Source organism: Paenibacillus sp. W4I10 (assembly GCF_030816325.1).
Lineage (GTDB): Bacteria > Bacillota > Bacilli > Paenibacillales > Paenibacillaceae > Paenibacillus > Paenibacillus amylolyticus_B.
Genome location: NZ_JAUSXX010000001.1, coordinates 121,443 through 139,485 on the forward strand (window position 1 = coordinate 121,443; position 18,043 = coordinate 139,485).

The 18,043-nt window shown below is 47.4% G+C and carries 15 protein-coding genes; all 15 read left to right on the forward strand.

Annotated elements, in window-relative coordinates; translation table 11 throughout:
- The first annotated feature begins 13 nt into the window (after positions 1-13).
- The 15 genes from QF049_RS00510 to QF049_RS00580 all read left to right on the forward strand — a co-directional run bounded on the left by QF049_RS00510 (position 14) and on the right by QF049_RS00580 (position 17,455).
- On the forward strand, positions 14-565 hold the full coding sequence (locus tag QF049_RS00510; RefSeq protein WP_127545040.1) for an FHA domain-containing protein: 552 nt from the start codon (positions 14-16) through the stop codon (positions 563-565).
- A 43-nt stretch (positions 566-608) separates the two neighbouring features.
- On the forward strand, positions 609-1,142 hold the full coding sequence (locus QF049_RS00515) for an FHA domain-containing protein (protein ID WP_091013796.1): 534 nt from the start codon (positions 609-611) through the stop codon (positions 1,140-1,142).
- Positions 1,127-2,008: a PP2C family protein-serine/threonine phosphatase gene (locus tag QF049_RS00520; RefSeq protein WP_307534107.1), complete on the forward strand. Its 882-nt coding sequence runs from the start codon at positions 1,127-1,129 to the stop codon at positions 2,006-2,008. Before QF049_RS00515 ends, QF049_RS00520 begins: the two co-directional genes overlap by 16 nt.
- Positions 1,974-3,893 (forward strand): SpoIIE family protein phosphatase, encoded by a 1,920-nt coding sequence (locus tag QF049_RS00525; protein ID WP_307534109.1) that lies wholly within the window; start codon positions 1,974-1,976, stop codon positions 3,891-3,893. Before QF049_RS00520 ends, QF049_RS00525 begins: the two co-directional genes overlap by 35 nt.
- Complete coding sequence (locus QF049_RS00530; protein ID WP_307543032.1) at positions 3,893-5,185, forward strand: normocyte-binding protein; 1,293 nt, start codon at positions 3,893-3,895, stop codon at positions 5,183-5,185. Before QF049_RS00525 ends, QF049_RS00530 begins: the two co-directional genes overlap by 1 nt.
- A gap of 7 nt (positions 5,186-5,192) precedes the next feature.
- Positions 5,193-5,882 (forward strand): iron-dependent peroxidase, encoded by a 690-nt coding sequence (locus tag QF049_RS00535; RefSeq protein WP_307534111.1) that lies wholly within the window; start codon positions 5,193-5,195, stop codon positions 5,880-5,882.
- 32 nt (positions 5,883-5,914) lie between these two features.
- A complete protein-coding gene (locus QF049_RS00540; protein ID WP_307534113.1) occupies positions 5,915-8,566 on the forward strand; it encodes an Hsp70 family protein in 2,652 nt (883 codons plus the stop codon).
- Between the two features lie 31 nt (positions 8,567-8,597).
- The gene (locus QF049_RS00545; protein WP_307534115.1) at positions 8,598-9,371 is read left to right on the forward strand and encodes a DNA and RNA helicase; all 774 of its coding nucleotides are present in this window, start codon (positions 8,598-8,600) and stop codon (positions 9,369-9,371) included.
- 31 nt (positions 9,372-9,402) lie between these two features.
- Complete coding sequence (locus QF049_RS00550) at positions 9,403-10,038, forward strand: hypothetical protein (RefSeq protein WP_307534117.1); 636 nt, start codon at positions 9,403-9,405, stop codon at positions 10,036-10,038.
- A 21-nt stretch (positions 10,039-10,059) separates the two neighbouring features.
- Positions 10,060-11,475 (forward strand): phage baseplate assembly protein V, encoded by a 1,416-nt coding sequence (locus QF049_RS00555; protein WP_307534119.1) that lies wholly within the window; start codon positions 10,060-10,062, stop codon positions 11,473-11,475.
- Positions 11,476-11,578: 103 nt separating this feature from the next.
- Entirely contained in the window at positions 11,579-12,619 is a 1,041-nt protein-coding gene (locus QF049_RS00560) for a pentapeptide repeat-containing protein (protein ID WP_307534122.1), read from the forward strand.
- On the forward strand, positions 12,619-13,134 hold the full coding sequence (locus QF049_RS00565) for a hypothetical protein (RefSeq protein ID WP_307534124.1): 516 nt from the start codon (positions 12,619-12,621) through the stop codon (positions 13,132-13,134). Before QF049_RS00560 ends, QF049_RS00565 begins: the two co-directional genes overlap by 1 nt.
- A gap of 15 nt (positions 13,135-13,149) precedes the next feature.
- Complete coding sequence (locus tag QF049_RS00570; RefSeq protein ID WP_307543034.1) at positions 13,150-13,584, forward strand: DUF4280 domain-containing protein; 435 nt, start codon at positions 13,150-13,152, stop codon at positions 13,582-13,584.
- A gap of 2 nt (positions 13,585-13,586) precedes the next feature.
- The gene (locus QF049_RS00575; RefSeq protein ID WP_307534126.1) at positions 13,587-16,967 is read left to right on the forward strand and encodes an HNH endonuclease; all 3,381 of its coding nucleotides are present in this window, start codon (positions 13,587-13,589) and stop codon (positions 16,965-16,967) included.
- A 20-nt stretch (positions 16,968-16,987) separates the two neighbouring features.
- On the forward strand, positions 16,988-17,455 hold the full coding sequence (locus QF049_RS00580; protein WP_373428327.1) for an SMI1/KNR4 family protein: 468 nt from the start codon (positions 16,988-16,990) through the stop codon (positions 17,453-17,455).
- The last annotated feature ends 588 nt before the right edge of the window (positions 17,456-18,043 follow it).

Consider the following 18,043-nt stretch of genomic DNA (forward strand, 5'->3'; position numbering starts at 1 on the left):
TCAGGCGGAGGTTATGGAAGTGAAACGAGGAAGGTCGGTAATGACGATAGGGGTTGACGCATGCGTCGCCATGATTTCGTTAGCCGTGCTGTATTACATATTCATCATTAACAGGGACATGAGTGCCCAGTGGATAACTGGAATTATTGTGGTCCTCTCCGGGGGAGCATACCTGTTTTTTAAATACTTACCTGCCAGCAAGAGGGAAAAGAAGAAGTTGTCTTCACGTGTTGTGAAACTCGTACTGTTGGACGATGACGGTACAAGTGTGAAGGAATGGTACATTCAGGGTGAGACAAGTGTATTGATCGGAAAAAGTTCGAAGAACAGTGAGGCGGACATTGATCTGTCCGATACTCCATATGCTTCCCTCATCAGTCCGCAACATGCTGTGCTGAACAAAGCTTCGGGCCAATGGTTTATCGAGGATATTGACTCCGCCAGCGGCGTGGGCGTACGTAAGGGAAATCAAAGCAGATCATCCAAATTGGAAATCGAAGAACCCAGCCTGATTGAGGCAGGGGACTTAATTTATATTGCCAATACCCGCATTTTGGTGAAATAACGTTGGCGTACCATTATACAAGCTTACGGGGGAATGAAAAGAAATGAGTCTGACAAGATGTGGAAACGGACATATGTTCAGCACGAGACGGCACGGAAACACCTGTCCATATTGCAATCTGGCCGTCGAGTCACCGCCTTCCGGCAATAGTGAAGCAGGGGGAGCAATCCCACGCGCGCCTCGCACGGCAGAGGATGACAGAACGATGCCATACCTGGGAGAAACGACAGGAATTGAACCGGTAACGGGATGGATGGTGTGTATCGAAGGTCCACAGATGGGCCAGGATTATCGGATTATGGCTGAAAAGAACTTTATTGGACGTTCGGAAGAGATGCATGTTCGAATCCTTGGGGATAACACGATTTCAAGGCGTAATCATGCGGTGATTGTATATGATCCCAAGAAACGGAATTTCTATCTGCTGCCCGGCGATGCTTCCGGCCTTGCCTACCATAATAACGAAGCGGTCTATTCTCCGGTGGAACTGGCTGCGTACGACGTCATTCAATTGGGACGCAGCAAATTCATTTTCATCCCATTATGTGGTGTGCATTTTGAATGGGAGCAACAGTGAATACCTTCATGATCTTGTGGAACGACAAGGAGCTAACGCCTTATTGGGTTCTGGCAGCAGGCTGTTTGTCGATCTGGTTGTTGTTATTCGTCCGAAGCCGGATTCCGGTAAGGCAACGTGACGATAGGCCGGTTGGCGTTCAGATCGGGAATGGACAGACCATTGGTGCTCGCAGTGAACAGGATGATTATTTTGCCTGTGCCGTGGAGCCTTATGGTGTACTTGCGGTGCTTGCCGATGGAATTAGTGGCTTATCTGGTGGGAAAGTAGCCAGTACCACTGCGGTAGAAACATTTATCCGTGAGTTTGAAGAGTTGGAGCGGTTTCCTGATCCAGAGGAGTTTTGGGATGCTTCTTCCCATGCGGCAAACCAGGCGATTCTTCGTAACTTGCTTGGCGTTCCGGGCGGAACAACGTTGGTATCAGCCATGATCAAGGGCAGAGAGCTATATTGGGGCGCGGTAGGAGACAGTATTTTGGCCGTATTTCGTAAAGGAGAGCTACTTGCTATCAATCATAAACATACGCTGGAAACTCAACTGGAAGAACAGTATATGTCTGGAGAAATATCGGAGCAGGAGGCGTTGGATAATCCGCAGCGCAAAAGGCTGGTCAACTATTTGGGGTACGACCATTTTAAACAAATGGAAATCGCGGACGAGCCGTTTGCACTGCAGCCGGCGGACAAGATTGTGTTATGCAGTGACGGGGTGTACAACTCCCTTACTGAAATGGAACTGGAGACTATACTGGCGAAAGACATGGCGCCATTTGATGCAGCCCAGACCATCATTGATTTGATTGAAGAAAAACAGCTCGTGCATCAGGATAATGCCACGATTATCATTTTGGAGCAAGGATGGTAGCGGATCAGGCAACGCACAGGGAAGGGAAATGGGGAGACGGATGAGGAAGGAGAACAGTGAATTCAAGACGGCTTTTGTCTCGGAAGCAGGATCTTTCCTGAAAAATCGGGATTTCTACGGCTGCGTTGAGCTGGAAGATTGGGCCTGTTATGTCATTGCAGATGGCCTGGATACAGACACGGAAGTGGATAGTGCTCAGATCACAGTGCAGACGATTCTGGAATCCTTTTTGGAAAAGCCAACCATGTCCAAGCGCAGACTGACGGAGTATATCAAGATTGCCCATGAATGGTTGCAGTATGAAAGCCGCCGAGTCAGGCTCAAAGCGGGATTCGTCATTGTAGTGACAGATTATACACGTATGGTGTGGGCATCTGCCGGACACAGCCGGTTGTATCATTTTCGTGGAAATCGGCTTGCACTAAAAAGCAAAGATCATAGCGTTGCTGCCCAGTTGGCAGCCGAAGGCCAGATTGCAGAGGATCGTGTCGATCAGCACGATGAACGCGGCAATCTGAACGAATACGCGGGCAAACCTGGCATGATCAGACCGTATGTATCGGATAAGATCAAGCTGGCCGATGGCGATGTGCTTGTGCTCTGCACCCCTGGATTATGGGAAGGTGTTCAGGATGCCGAGATGATCGATGCGGTTGAAGGTGCCAATGACCCGCAGACACTGGCGGATACGCTTGAAGAAGTGATGCTTAGCAAGCAGCGTACCCGTATCGAGAATTATAGTGCGGCAGCCATATATGTGAACAAAATTTTTCATGAAGAGCCCAAGAACCGTAAGAAATGGATTAAGCGGATTGCCATCATGCTGGTCATGCTCCTGATTTTTGGTGGAGCCGGCATATTCTACGCGGTAAAAAGTGCAGCCAAAAAAGCTGAATTGGTCGTAGATATGCTGCAATATGAACAGACCGCAGACCAGTACGTCAAGGAACAAGAGTATGCCAAGGCGGTCTCGGACTACAGCCTTGCACGCAATAATTCCATCAAAATCAAGGACCCTATACATAAAAAGCTGTTGACCGCGAAGATGTCTGCTGCCCAGACGCTGGTTGATGGGGAAGCTCACCTGAAAGAAGGCGACATTACCAAAGCAACCGCGAGTTACACCAAAGCATTGGAATTGTCTGAATCCTATAGCATGTTCAACCGGGAAGTTATTCAGGAGCGCCTGGAGCAGATGACGACCTTCCAGCAAGTGCAAGACTGGATCACCGAGGGCGATCTGAAACTTCAGAACGGAGATTACAGTGGAGCAATCATTTTGTATAAACGGGCCAGAACAGCCGCTACGGAGACAGCTTACAAAGATGCTCTGAAGGAAATTGCTACGCAACTGGAGACGGCCGAGACCAAACGTGCAGATATCAAGCGGCAATCCCGACAGCTTCAGGCAGATACGCTGGAACAGAAGGGTGACCGCTTCAATGAAGCCGGTGACTATAGTGGTGCCATGGATGCCTATGCTTCGGCACAGGGAATTTATCAGGAGATCGATATGCTGGAACGTGTGCTGGCCATGGAGCGGAAAATAAACAAGCTGGATGAGAAATTGAACCCACCGGTACCGGCGGCTGATCTTACGCAGGATACGGCAGGATTAGATACACCAAATACATCGGGCATAACCTCGGATATGACCGGGAGTACAGGAAGTGTGAGCACAGGCAGTACAGTGGGGAACGGTTCTTCCACTGGTAATGTTACCTCGGCTGGAAGTAGCAATGCGGATGCTTCTGGCTCAGGTGCTTCTTCTGGAAAAACGACAAGTAATGCTGGCAGTAATTCTGCCTCCAAGGCTGACGGAAGCACCGGAACCACGGAGGCTGACGTGAACGAACAGGAATCATCGGAAGGAGGAGATTCATGATGAAAGACATGATTCGTGACCGTCTTAACAAGATGGAGGATCTTGAACAACGCCGCATGCTCAAAGATCTCATGACAGGCGTTTTTCTTAATCTTGTGGAGTATCAGGAGACGCTGAACAAGCAAATTGAGCAACGGGTTTTCGATGAGGTGTTGCCGCAGGAGGAACGTCATGATGTATATGTCACATTATGCGCGCGGGAAGATCTGGACCCCATTCATGAATTTCTGTACCCGATCATTCCTGAGGATGCTGAACCACAGACCGTCTATTTGAGTGAGGCTTCAGAGGCTCTGGCGCGTAAGGAAGAGATGAAATTGTTCACGTTCTACATGGAATGTGGGCAACAGGAACTCCAATCTCTGCTGAAAAGTAATCGGATATTTCGCGGGGAGATTGTAACGAGTGAAGGCAGACATGCCATAACGGTTCGGTTGAAATCCAGTACAGCGTATATCTCCAAAGTTGAAGAATTGTACCGGGTCTTTCGTAAAAACAGCCTGCCATGGAAATCGATTAATGCACCTTATGTGTTCAAATTCGTTGATTGTGTTCTTGTGGGTTCGGACGATGGAGAGGCATGGGACAAACAACATACTGTCAAGGAACTTTCCATCCATCTGGAGGAGTTCGAGTCTTATAAAAGATCCAACATGATTCCACTGTGGAACATCCAGAAGCTGGATATGAAAACGGGTGGATTCCCTGTTCCTGCTTCGGACCGAATCAATTATGAACATGTGTTGCCACTCCGCAAAACCGGAACGGAACACGGATATCTGGTCGATGGAGACGAATCGCATATTCGCTATATCAAAAGATCGGAAGAAGATATCACCATCGTATCACCACTGGAAAAATCCGATTCATGGACGGTGCTGAAAATAGCGGGTCCCGTAGCAACCCGCATTGGCAGGATGGACTATCCGCTGTTTTCCAACAACAAGCGGGAAGGGTTTGCCGGTAAATATGCGCGTCAGGAAGGACGTTCTGTGCGGTCCAAAGGGGAGATTGCCCGCATGGTTCACGCTTTTCAGGCAGCAGAGGGGTTGGAACTGGAAGATGTACAAGTCGTGGCGCCAGGACCCGCTTTGGGCATTACGTACCCACTTAATGCATTTGTTAGCGACCATGTCCGTGTTGAGACAGATAAACATCGAATGATTTTAAGGTTCAGCAGACACGGGAAGCAGCCGTTACAGGCTATTTTTCTGGATGATCTGCTGAGCTTTCTGGTATCCGAAATCCAGCTGGCTTTCCCGGAATACTGCTGCGAAGGGGAATGGGTGTGAGTACAGCATGAATTACATCTGGGATCTGATTATTCGAGCTAAACGTGATGGAACCGATCTGCGCGACGTAACCTTTGTGCCAGCACGTGTATATTCGCCTTATATGGAACTTAGCCAGACAAACCTGAATGCTTCAGGCGTGGAAGGCACGGTAGAAGTCAATCCGTATTATCGCTTTTTTGATATTTTCCGGGACCTCTTTGATATCAATAATGAAGAGCAGGTGGAGTTGCGGGAAGCACTCTTTGATCTGGTTATTCATTTTCTGGCGGATATGGATTTGATGCAGGGTATGAACAAGAGGGAGTATTATATTCGCTTCATTCTGAAGGATATGAATTCGGGTGTATACGGGGATCGGGTTCGACGGCGACTGGAGCTGTTCGGGCAGGAGGAGCAGGAAGTGATCGCCTGCAATATGCTCCGTTTGTATGATACGGGTGAGGCGGTTCATCTGCTGAGGGATACCCTTGTTCGAATGTTCCCGCGTTCAACCCTTTATGCCAATTGTGAGGAAAAGGATGAATTGCTTTTGTATATTGGTCAGGTAGAACGTACGGAAGCGAAGGAGAAGCTGGAACTGATTCTTGAACTCTTTCTGCCGGTTCGGTTCGACACGGAAATATACTGGGGGCATCATTTTGGCATTCTGGATGTGGACTATACGATGATACAGGACGGGATTGCCCTATATTAAGCAGTACCAGCAGTTGTAAGGAGGAAGTATAGATGAACGGCTATTCATACCGATTGTATCCTGACGCCACGAGCAGGGAACGTTCCAGAGGAACCATGCGTTATACGCGTGAAGAATTAATGGACATGACCACGTTCCAATTACGGAACATTTGCTACAAGGAACGGTTAATCGAGGGGTTGGGTCCTCGGACGGAGCGGGAAGAACTGATTCGGATTATTTTAAAATTTCTGGGAGCGGACGATGTATTGTGGATCGACCAGTCTGTTGATGGCGGATTCGAGCGGATACAAAAGGCTATTTCTCGTCATATGACGGCGCCCATGAGCAGTGATGGAGGCATTAGTGTGCCTGCGCGACTGATTCTGTACGAAGGACTGAACGTGGACAAGCTGGATCGATATGTGGTTACGGCACCGGGTGGATTAACCGAATCCAACGTACTTTTAGTCAATGAGAGCATGGAGCTGTGTGGCATCTTCAACCTGGTTAAGGACGACTCTGTATCGGGAACCTTTTATTTGACAGCAGGAAGTGGGTCGACCTGGAAGAGATCGGGCAACAGACAGTACAGTCTCCTCTTTTTCCGTAAACGCGACTCGGAGTACCTATATCAGACCTATTATTCTAACAGACCGCTTCCACCGGTTCATATTCAATATACTCAGATCCCACTGGCAGATCTGGATATCCGGGAGCTTGAACCGACAGAAGCAGTGCTTGCCATTGATTTTGGCACCTCCAATACGACGGCAGGCGCCTATTTGCATAACGGTTATATTCAGGCGCCAAGCAGCCAGGATTTGCTGAATGGGCGAGTCCGTATGGATGCCATCAACTATGTTTCTTTTCCCGACCCTACATACAAAGATACGGACTGGATCGAGGTCCTGCCTACGGCCATTGGGGTGGCGGAGTGCTCGGATCCAGCGAACATTCGTTACGAGTTTGGCTATGAAGCGCTGCGAAGCATGCGTCGGGGAGGGTACAGCAGCCGGGCGAGTGTCTTCCGCAGCATGAAGCGATGGGTGAATAATTACAACAAAATGGAAGAAATCGTCGATGTTCATGGCAATGCGGCCATGGTCTCTCGTATGGATCTGCTGCGTGAGTACATGAATTACATCATCCGAACGGCAGAGCATCAGTTCAAGTGCAAGTTTCGCCATGTGCATTTTACGAGTCCCGTGAAGATGAAAGTGCAGTTTTTGCAGATGTTCGGAGAGATGCTTCCGGATTATCGGATTGAGCAGACGTATGCACTGGATGAGGGAATGGCTGTGCTCTATAACACCCTTGCTGACGGGATGGAACGTGGTGCTTTCATGGAAGGGCAGACGTATCATGCGCTCGTAATTGATTGTGGCGGTGGAACGACGGATTTATCTTCCTGTGCCTTTACGATTGAGGATGGACATATGGCGTACAAGCTCGATATCCATACCACCTACGAAAATGGGGATACGAACTTCGGAGGTCACAACATTACCTATCGTATTATGCAATTCATGAAAATTGTGTTCGCCGACTACTATAGCGGACGCCGTCAGGTGACGGATATTGATAGCCTAATTGAGGCACCTGGTGCGGATGTGTTCCGTCAGGTGGACGAAGAGGGTGTGAAGTCCGTTTATCTGAAGCTGGAGCAGCGCTATGAGGAGGCAGAACACATCATCCCGACTGCGTTTGCGCGTCGAGAGAATCGTTCACGGGATGAGTATTTGCGGGTAAGAGGCAACTTCTACTTCCTGTGGGAAATCGCAGAAGAGATGAAGCAGCAATTTTTCCGCAAAACCGGCATCTTGCGTAACCGATTCCACTCGGAGATGGAGGGCGACGGGGACAGTGATCTGCAGATCACCACCATGGAACGTTGGTTCCTCTCGGTAGAACGGAATGGGGAGTTGAAGGATGAATATGAGATCCCCGACGTGGTGTTCAATATCAAGGAAATTACCCAGCTGATTAAGGCCGATATCTATGAGGTGGTTCGCAAGTTTTTGGATGATTTCTATCGGCAGGGACGGATGAACCAATACTCGATTATCAAGTTGACAGGTCAGTCCTGCCGCATTGATGTATTTCGGGAAGCATTGAAAGAGTTCGTTCCAGGCAGAAGCATTGAGTTTCGGCAAAAACCTGCGGAAGGGCGTGTGCCTGATCTTAAACTTGCCTGCCTTCGAGGGGCGATTCGTTATCTGAGTGCGCGCAAAACAGGAAGCGTTCAAGCCGACATCACGCATGATGCCGCTGTAATTCCGTATACCGTAAGTGCCTACACGCATAATGGACGTGAGAAGATGCTGATCAGCAGTCTGGATCGGAGTGATGGCATCCCGGGTAGTATTTCCCGTCCATTCGAGACGGCAGAAGTGGAGTTATACCTTAGCGGAAGCGATGGCCAGCTGAGACAGAAGTTCGTATATGCCAACCGTCCGGATTTCTACAAAGAGGTGCTTTATGAAGACATTCGGGATCGATACGGAGATAAAATTCCGCAGGATGATACGGATTCCATCGTGAATGGAGAGACGAAGTTTTTTGTCTTTCCGGATGATCGTCATTGGTGTTTCCATGTGTTGCCTGTAGCTCGTAGAAATGAACGACTGTATCTGGGATCGCAGAAGTTGCTTCCGTTTGAAACAGACTTGTCTGAACTGGACTTCTTTGACGGAATGAAGTGAGGACCACGAGCAGAAAGGAGGAACACCGCTCATGTTCACATATTCGTATCCGCATTTTAACAAGGGAAGAATTCTGAAAACATCCATGTTGGAGGGACTACGCGATTTCCCCAGAGACTTCATCGAACTGTACTATCGCGGTTATGCAGATGGCATTGTTGCAGGTGCAGAGGTAGAAGTGTTCCCGGACAAGCTGGTTGTTGCTCCTGGGATGGTGCTGCATAATGGAAGGCTTTATATGCTGACAGAGCCTATGGAACTGGCATACCAAGCTACGGGACGGGTCAATGTGCTAAAGCTTCGGTTTACCGCGGAGGAGACCGTGAGTGACATGACGATAAGCCATTCGGAACTGCTCTTGGATGAAGAGACAACGTGTACATCTAGTGAGTTGGAGCTGGCTCGATTCAAGCTGAAGGAAGGGGCACGGCTGCGGCGGGACTACCAGACCTTTGCCGACTTGGCAACGGAGTTCAACACGCTGCATGTCATTCATGTCCCTTATGCAGCTGAGGGAGCAAGCACCTTATCTCCGGTTGTCATGAAGGATTATGCCGAGAGGTTGCTTCGAACGGGGACCTCTGATCCCCAGGATCTGGTCTTCGCCATGATGTGTCTCAATGAAGGAACGGTTGCACGTAGCGTCATTTTGCATCACATTGCCAGTCGATTGGGGCTGGAGTACAGAGAATATGATCATGCGCAGATTCATCGATATCTGGATCGCATACTGGCGAATGCAGGTCGGGGAACGGGACGTTCGGGTATGCCAGTGGGTGGACCACATCGTATGATTGTGGATTGATTCAGCACAAGGAAAGGAAGTTGTTTTTCATATGGAATATCTTGATCGCAAAGTAATTCCCATATTATATAACCATCGTGAAAATGAAGAGAATGGTCAGAACAGTGAAGTAGAAGAGACGGTTAAATTAGCACATACATCCCAGGCTATTAATTCAGCAGAGCTGCCAGCGAGGCTCCGTATTGGAAAGGAAAGCGTATTTCTAAAACGAACTGAGCTGTACGATAGTAGGGTAGCCATATCCCTTCCACGTTCATTGCGTTTAATTTCAGAGAAGGAAGCGAGCATGAAGTATCCTTCGTCTCATCGGCCGGAATGGATATATACCAATGATTCAGGGACAGTCAATTTTACATTCAACAGGTTGGAGCATCGAATTTCGGAAGAGGAGCTGACTTCCTTTACCGAAACGATGGCCAATGTCATTCGCGGAACGCAGCCTATCAGACAATGGGAGAAACATGGCGTTCGAATTACTGAAACGGGACAGTTCACGGGCTACTGTCAGTTTTCCGTTCAGGGGTTGAATAATCAGATATATAACCATATCGGTTTTTCGATTTTAGACCAGTCAGTTCTTGTTTACGGATTTAATTGCACGGATGAAGAAAAGCGCGATTGGCTGGAGCCTGGCGAGACGATTCTAAATTCACTTGCGATCCATTGAAGTTGAAAGGAGATGGGCAACATGAGTCTGACTTATGAGAATCTGATTATTGAACCATATGAACTGTTGCATTTGCAAGAACTGACGATCCGGAAAAAAATGAATGAGCACACTCGGCTCGTGTTTAAGGGCATGGTGTCTGAGGAATGGAAGGATCGCTATGTCGATGTTACGGATAAGGATACCCCAATTGAAGTGTGGCAAAAAGATGAGGATGGTAATAAGAAGCCTCTGTTCAAAGGCATTCCACTATCTGTTGAAGTGCAGGTTGTCAGAGGTGTATATACGCTCCATGTGGAGGCCATCTCACATACATACCGGATGGACATTACAAAACGAACGCGTACATTTCAAAATGTCAAAATGAAGTTACCCGATTTGTTAAAGGAACTGGATCAGGATTATCCGGGGCTGGACGTAATTGATGAGGGAACAGGGGGAGCCAAGATTGGCAAGGTTGCCGTGCAATATCAGGAAACGGATTGGGCATTTCTCAGGAGACTTGCTTCTCGTTTTCGCACCAGCTTGATGCCGGCCGCTCAGTTTGACAGCCCCAAATTTTATTTTGGCGTCTTTGAGCACGGAAACTCAATCGATCTGGACAATACACGTTATACAATCCGCAAAAACATGGCACCATTCATGTACTTTACTGAAAACGATACGTTAAAGGTCAACGAATCAGATTTCATTATATATGAAATCGAGACAGATCAGGTGATGGAGCTTGGACATCATATTACCTTCCGAGGCAGAAGCCTATATGTGACTGAGGCATACACCGAGCTTGTGGGAGGAATAGTGAAGCACCAATATGTACTTAGCCTCCATAGAGGACTAAGACAAAAGACATATTACAATTCGATAATTGCCGGAAGCTCATTACTTGGTCGCATCCTTTCAGTGCATGGTGGTCATGTAAGAGTTCAGCTGGACTGTGATGAAAAACAGGAGGAAGAGGAAGCGTTGTGGCTGTTGTATCAGTCGCCATACATCGCAGAGGGGCAGACAGGTTGGTATGTCATGCCTGAAGTGGGTGATCCGGTGGCCGTATATTTTCCAACGCAAAACGAAGAAGAGGCCTATGCGACAGGAGCACCCCGTCTGGATAATAAGGTAACTGGAACGAACCAATTAAACAAACCGGATCATAAAATTTTCCGTACGCCTTATGGCAAAGAAATCAGACTGACTCCAGATTCCATCTCCATTAGCAGCAAAGAGGGCGAGGTGTTCATTCGTCTCAGCGGGGACGAGGGCATTCAGATCATCGGAAGCCAGCAGATTCGGATGTCTGCTGGGGGCAATATCTCGCTCAAAGCCGGGAAGAAAATAACGTTATCTGCCGATTCGCAATTGTTGCTGGAAGGCGGGGGAGGGACATTCAAATTGGATGGACAGGCAAAAATGAGTGGATCAGAAGTGAAAGCCAACTAGTATAGGGTGACGTATGGGCAGGAGGGATAATTTCCAATGGATCGCAAGGAATCTATATTACATTTTTATACCCATCAGGTTAAAACCTGCGCGGGCCAAACTTATGGATGATTTGCAGCATACGTTGCATACAAGGTATACGGATTTGACAGCCGAGTTCCTAAGTCATTTCAGGTTGATGATTCAGGAAGTCAGCGACGCCCAAAAGCGTGGGGCGAAAGGGCGGATCGCTTACATTCAATATTCTATGTTGCGAACAGAACTTCTTGGAGGGGCGATGAATGTCCTGGTCGAAGCATACGATGCTTCATGGTTGCTGGATCGAACACCCATCCGTTCATTCTATTCTTCCCACTGGGCCTATGAGTGTCTTGAACGGATGCTCAATGGATTAAGAGAAGAACTTCCTCACTATCAAGGAACCGTCACAGCGGTAGAACTGGACCGAATCATGTTACAGGAAGCGGCGTTGGTGAATCGGTATCTTGTGCATTTTATACGCCATAGCTGTCGCGCGCTGGAGGACTTCGAATGGAACTCCCTTATGGATCTGGAACAGATATTCGAAGTACGTGTAGGAGAATACTTGGATGCCAGCGAGTGCGTATTTCGTCTTGATCGAAGGAATAGGAGCACTGAGGAGATTGGTGAAGCATTGGAAGAAAGTGATGGTCTGGAGGTCATGTACGCGCACTTTCAGGGACTGGATATGAGCGAAATGGAATGCAGCGATCTGGATTTTCGTTACAGCCGTTTTGATCGTATCGATCTGCATTCTACCGATTTTCAACGCTGTATCTTGATAGGGACACGTTGGCGCAATTGTAGTCTGGAGAACACCGATTTCACCGGAAGCGTTCTATATGGGGCAGATTTCAGCGGGTGTTCTCTGGAAAGAGCTGTTTTCAGGGAGATAATAGGGGAGGTAGGACATCCGGAAGGACTCGCTCAGGGTCCAGAATACGATGCGCTTAACTTCGAGAATTCAAACCTTTCAGGTGCTGACTTCCGAGGGGCACACCTTCGTGGAGCCATATTCCGTGGAGCCAATCTAACAGATACGTTATGGGAGGGTGCTGATGTGGAGGGTGCGATTTTTGACGATGCCGAGAGGAGGCGAGGGTTATCCGATACTTTCGTCTAATGGCCGATCTCAGATGGATACACCGCGTAGAGACTGAGCCTGTTGGTGAACTGCAACGCAGGACCTGGAATCAGGCTTTTCATGATTCAGGCAGTGAGCATACAGCCATTAACCTTTATGTGCGAAGCGGATTCCATGTCGATTATACGGATTATTTGGAACAGCCGGTTCCCTTGGTTTCAGATCAATTGCTTGAAACACTTATTATGTATTGTCCTCAGCTCAAGCGAAGGGCTACCGTATTAACGGACAAGGAGCGAATGACCCAAGAGACGTATTGGGCCATTCACCCTCCTGCACTGGCAAACATATTATCTCCTCATACCCTTCGGCGCATGGATGGAAGTCTGGAGCGGATCATACTGAAGCGAGATTTCCCGGAGGTACCCCTGTTCCAATTGATGGAGCAGCGCGAAACCGTGATTATTGTCAATCTAGCGTTGTCGGAGAGCATTCTGCGGCGAGATGTCACAGGAGTACAATTCATTCCGTTGGACTTGGAACAAACGAATTAGAAAGGAGAGGTTATGATGGTGCGAAGTCAAGATCATGATGCCCAGATTCATACGGCTGGAGAAGCCTCTAAAAGCTATGTCGTTGCAGGAGCAATACTTAAATGCAATTGCGGGACGCAGCGTACACGATTGAAGATACCATTCAGTCATGGCGTATATATCAAGGGGAAGGCGAAGATGACTGTCGAGGATTATGTTCCAGGTATTCATATTGGATCGTTCGGTAACTGTTCCAATCCAGCTAATCCAGCAGTAGCGGCAAGCACGATGGTTGACATCTATGGGGTTAAGAAAGCGCCTTGCGTTCCCGTGCTGACCATGCCTTGGCTTCATGGAAAGGGAGATACCAAGGTAGAAGGGAAAGCTGCACTGCTCAGTCACTGTACGCACAAGTGTCTGTACGGCGGAGATATCGTCATAGAGAATGACGGACAGCAATTGGACTTTTGACGATGAGTGAAATTACGGAGAAGAAACTCGACCAGATCGGTTATGAGCAAATTCGTCTATATTGGCCTTATCGTGCACAGTGGTTAGAAGGCGTGCAAATTACCCGCCAAGTGAACGAGCATGCGAAACTCTACGTCAGCGGTATAATTCCGGAAGAGGATGGGCCGGGCATTCTTCAGGTTCAGGCTGAAGGGGAATCTATCGTGCTCAGACAAGTCGATGAAAATGGTAGATCGGTGAGGAGACTCTTCCACGGCGTAATGACCTCACTCTCGGTTCATTTGTCGGGAGGAGTCTATCGATTCGAACTTGAAGCTTTGTCCAACTCCTATCAAATGGATATGAGAATTGAGGAACGAGCCTTTCAAAACAGAGGGTGGACGTTCAAAGAACTCATTCAATTCATTATGAATTCTTACCGCTATTCGGATGTCATGGATCAGGTTACCGAAAATACCTCATTGAGCGGACTTGTATTACAATATAAAGAGACCGATTGGATGTTCCTACGCCGGCTTGCCTCACGATTCGGTACAGTGCTGGTCCCCGAAATCACAGCGGCATCACCCAAACTGTATATCGGTTTGCCCGCAGGTAAGTTGTGGAAATGGCCAGAAGACCAACCTTATCAGGTTCGTAAGGAGCTGGCCGGAATTGATTGGCTTAGCTCCGGAACGGAAGATCGATATATCATTCAGGGCCCCAAGGGATCGCAAGGCGTATTGCAATATACGGTGGAAAGTGTCGAGACCTACGCGTTGGGAGACAAGGTCGAACTTCCGGATGGCAGAGAGTTGACCGTGGTGTATGCCCATTCGCGACTGGAATCCGGGTTGCTCATGACGACATACCGCATGGTACTCGAAGACCACATTCGCGTACCTAGATGCAACCTATCGGACCTGATTGGGTTATCGCTGTACGGCGAGGTGGTCCGCGTAATTCATGATCATATTCAGATCAAACTGCCAATGGACGAGGGCCCGATGACGGAAGGTTCCGCCTGCCCCTATCCGGTCGCGCCAGTTTATGCTGCGGAAGGGCATAGCGGGTTATACATGATGCCGGAGATCGGGGATCAGGTGGAATTATATTTTCCAAGTAGTCTGGAATCCGGAGCGTACATTCGTCATTCCATCTCTGAGGGTAAACGTTCCACTAACGGAGGGACAGAGCATAAAGTCTGGGGGCATCCTGCCGGAAGCTCTATCGGGATGTCACCTGATGAGGTTACACTGCAAGCCGGATCCGGGTTGACGATTACCTTGAATGATCAGGGGATCGTATTGAATAGTCCAGGCAATCTGTCCATTCAAGGCAGCAATATCCTGCTTGCGGCCGGAAAGATTGAAGCCACAGCACCAGAAGCGATTTGGCTGCTTGGCGGGGGTGGTAGCTTCATTTTGGACGGGGAGGCCAACGTACGAGCAGGTCTATTGCAACAGGAGGGCAGCAACAAAGCGCCTGTTCATGTGGCGGATCTGCCTCCGGAGCCGGAGCCACCGCTGATGCCGATTGAGGAGTACGAAGCGGCTCAGGCCGCAGCAGCCGCAGAGGCTGCTGCAGTGACGCAGGCATCAACGACGAACCCGAAAGATGGATCGTTGGCTGGAGCTGCGTTGGCCATCACTGCTATGATTCCGATCCTGGGAGCTCTAGGGGGGATTGCTGCTCAGACAGCCATCGGCGTAGGTATTGCTGCCGTTGCAACGGGTCTGATCGCGAGTGTGCCGAAGTTAGGCTCCTTCAAGCCTTCGGCTCTGAATTTGCTGGACCGATTTACGAACGGATTTACCGAACTCCAACAGCAGGAGAACGAAGCGAAATGGACGATGCTGGGTAAAATGCTGACGGCCGCCAAAGAGTTGACCACATCGACTTCCCCCATTGATCTACTCAAGAAGTTGCATCAGCAGCATCAGGAAATTAGTGCCACATATTATGATATTCCAGCTCATATTCGAGAGAAATGGACGAAACAACAGGCGGATCAGGAACTGAAAAGTTCGCTGGATTATTACAATAAAGTGATGGAAAACCCGGAGGAATACGATATTCTTTTCGTAGGGCCTCATTTTGCGAATATTACCTTCGATATTGGCAGGCCTCATATCACGGTAGAGGAACTAGGGAGTTATGATTATTGGAAGGCACAAGGCCTAAGCCTTGAGGAGATGAAGTATCTATCATGGAGGCTAAAGGCCCCCATGAGCGATGAAGCCTTTGCTGAACTATGGGATGGATATTACCAACATGACGCCATGCAAAAAGGGATGGATACGCAATTTGGTTTTAATCGCAGGGGAGGTTCAGCAGGCGGAACTGCAGGCCTGAGGCGGTCCATCCCGCAGGCAAGTGGAACAACGACGCCCAAAGTGAACACGAGCCCGTCTTCGTCCATCGTGCCCAAAGTGAAGACATTTGTCCGAAAGTATTGGGAAGACAGTCAGAAGATGGGGATCGTGTCTGGTGGAGGAAGTCATTGGAGCAATAATAAGACGAATAAAACGGGTGAGACTACTTCGGGGAATGGAAAGACAGCAAAGAGTGGGGGAGGATCAACCTCTAAACCTGTAGAGAACCCGCCGAAGTCGAAAACAAGTTCGGGTAGTACACCTTCTTCGAAAACGAATGAACCTAATGCAACGACAACGCCGAAAAATAGCACGACATCAAAGACGAAACCAGAAAAAAATGAAACGCCGAATGAAGTGAATACGTGGAAGCCATCTCCATCTAAGAAAAAGGACGAAGGTAAACCGCAAGCTGATACGAAACCACCTAAATCATCCGAACCGGAGAAACCGAATACAAATAAACCGAAGGAAAATACGGAAGGAACTGAGGGGACGGGAAAAGGTGATAGTGGAAGTAAACCACCACATCTACGAAACATTGACAATTTCTTGTCAGGTAATAAGAAGTTTGATGAAGTATTACATGACTATGCTAAGCATTATGTCGAGATCATAAATATTAAAGGATGGTCATGGGAAAAAAGTATACAGGGAGGTGCAAATTTAACTGCTAAACAAAGAAAAATGATTAGAAATAAGGCTGAGGAATTAAAGCTTATACCTAAAATCGAAGTGAAGAAAGTAAAAGGTATGCGTTACGGCTTTGCTGATTTTGAGGGGGCGGGTGTAGTAGTGCATACAGATCACCTTCCAAAAGAATTGTGGAAGAAAGGTGACACAGAACAGTTTAACTGGTTGAATAAAAATCTACCAGAAGACATAATTAAATTAGTTGATAACGGATCTTATACATGGCATCATACTGAAGTACCGGGGAAAATGCAATTAGTTCCCTTTGGTATTCATAATATTACAACTCATAATGGTGGTAGGTCTACCGGAATGTGGGCAGATGCGCCGAGATAAAGGAGGAAGAAATTGTGCAGATGAGAGCGGAGTCTATTATTTATCCATTACCAACTGAACAACTATTGTCAAAAGAGGAAGGTTTTTGGAGAGTAGAATTGCCATCAGATTATAAAGAATTTATTAAAATAAATAATGGGGGCATTCCAGAAAGACGTTCTTTTAGTTGTAATGGTCATAATTATATAGTTACTAGATTTTTGTGTATTCTTGAAGACCCAACCGAAATCGAATTAGGGATATTTGATATTGATGCCACAAAATCCCAACTTGATGAGAGATTGATTGATGATGAGGACTTAATAGGAGTTGCATTATTACCAGTTGCTGTTCTATTTTCTGGTGACTTTCTATGCTTGGATTTTCGTGAGTCTAGAAACAATCCTGATGTTTGTGTGTGGGATCATGCAAATTCAGGGGAGTTTGACCCAGTGAGTTATCCTGTTGCAAATAGTTTTAAAGACTTCTTGACAATGTTAGCTGAATAAATAATGTAGGATAATTATGCTAATTACTACTGTTAATATAATTTGAATTACAACCCTAACAACAAGATCGTACAATACAATCAACAGTGCCACAATGCGAGCTAGCTGTCCGTGTTGTGGTCTTTTATATCCTCTATATGTACAGCGAGTAAATGAATTAGATCCCCCTCCCCTAGTGCCGAATGAATCCATCATTCAACCAATAATACCTTTAAACTATGTAATACCCGTATGAAGATTTCTTCAATTATAGGCAAATCAAATGCTTTAATTTTTTACGCAATTATCACCATTGCGCTACATTAAACAGATTGATTATGGTCAGATACCACAGTAATTGACCTGTTTTTTGTTTCTTAGTTTTCTTGCGTTTCAAATTTACTCACAACTGTAGATGAACTTGATTTTGCATATTCCGTAGTAGGCATAACATGAATAGACAAAAGGAGTTTTATGTAGATAGTAGTTTGAAGGAGATAACAAGGCAAAAGACTATGCTGATTTCTCGTTAAAGCCACTTAAACCAAAGTATGAGGCCACTCTTGCACCAGATAGGGTGGAAATATAAGAAAAAGAGATAACACCTTC

What these genes read in the sequence shown, in the direction of transcription:
- QF049_RS00510 (WP_127545040.1), top strand. Translation starts at nt 14, where the DNA reads ATGGAAGTGAAACGAGGAAGGTCGGTAATGACGATAGGGGTTGACGCA.
- QF049_RS00515 (WP_091013796.1), top strand. Translation starts at nt 609, where the DNA reads ATGAGTCTGACAAGATGTGGAAACGGACATATGTTCAGCACGAGACGG.
- QF049_RS00520 (WP_307534107.1), top strand. Translation starts at nt 1,127, where the DNA reads ATGGGAGCAACAGTGAATACCTTCATGATCTTGTGGAACGACAAGGAG.
- QF049_RS00525 (WP_307534109.1), top strand. Translation starts at nt 1,974, where the DNA reads ATGCCACGATTATCATTTTGGAGCAAGGATGGTAGCGGATCAGGCAAC.
- QF049_RS00530 (WP_307543032.1), top strand. Translation starts at nt 3,893, where the DNA reads ATGAAAGACATGATTCGTGACCGTCTTAACAAGATGGAGGATCTTGAA.
- QF049_RS00535 (WP_307534111.1), top strand. Translation starts at nt 5,193, where the DNA reads ATGAATTACATCTGGGATCTGATTATTCGAGCTAAACGTGATGGAACC.
- QF049_RS00540 (WP_307534113.1), top strand. Translation starts at nt 5,915, where the DNA reads ATGAACGGCTATTCATACCGATTGTATCCTGACGCCACGAGCAGGGAA.
- QF049_RS00545 (WP_307534115.1), top strand. Translation starts at nt 8,598, where the DNA reads ATGTTCACATATTCGTATCCGCATTTTAACAAGGGAAGAATTCTGAAA.
- QF049_RS00550 (WP_307534117.1), top strand. Translation starts at nt 9,403, where the DNA reads ATGGAATATCTTGATCGCAAAGTAATTCCCATATTATATAACCATCGT.
- QF049_RS00555 (WP_307534119.1), top strand. Translation starts at nt 10,060, where the DNA reads ATGAGTCTGACTTATGAGAATCTGATTATTGAACCATATGAACTGTTG.
- QF049_RS00560 (WP_307534122.1), top strand. Translation starts at nt 11,579, where the DNA reads ATGGATGATTTGCAGCATACGTTGCATACAAGGTATACGGATTTGACA.
- QF049_RS00565 (WP_307534124.1), top strand. Translation starts at nt 12,619, where the DNA reads ATGGCCGATCTCAGATGGATACACCGCGTAGAGACTGAGCCTGTTGGT.
- QF049_RS00570 (WP_307543034.1), top strand. Translation starts at nt 13,150, where the DNA reads ATGGTGCGAAGTCAAGATCATGATGCCCAGATTCATACGGCTGGAGAA.
- QF049_RS00575 (WP_307534126.1), top strand. Translation starts at nt 13,587, where the DNA reads ATGAGTGAAATTACGGAGAAGAAACTCGACCAGATCGGTTATGAGCAA.
- QF049_RS00580 (WP_373428327.1), top strand. Translation starts at nt 16,988, where the DNA reads ATGAGAGCGGAGTCTATTATTTATCCATTACCAACTGAACAACTATTG.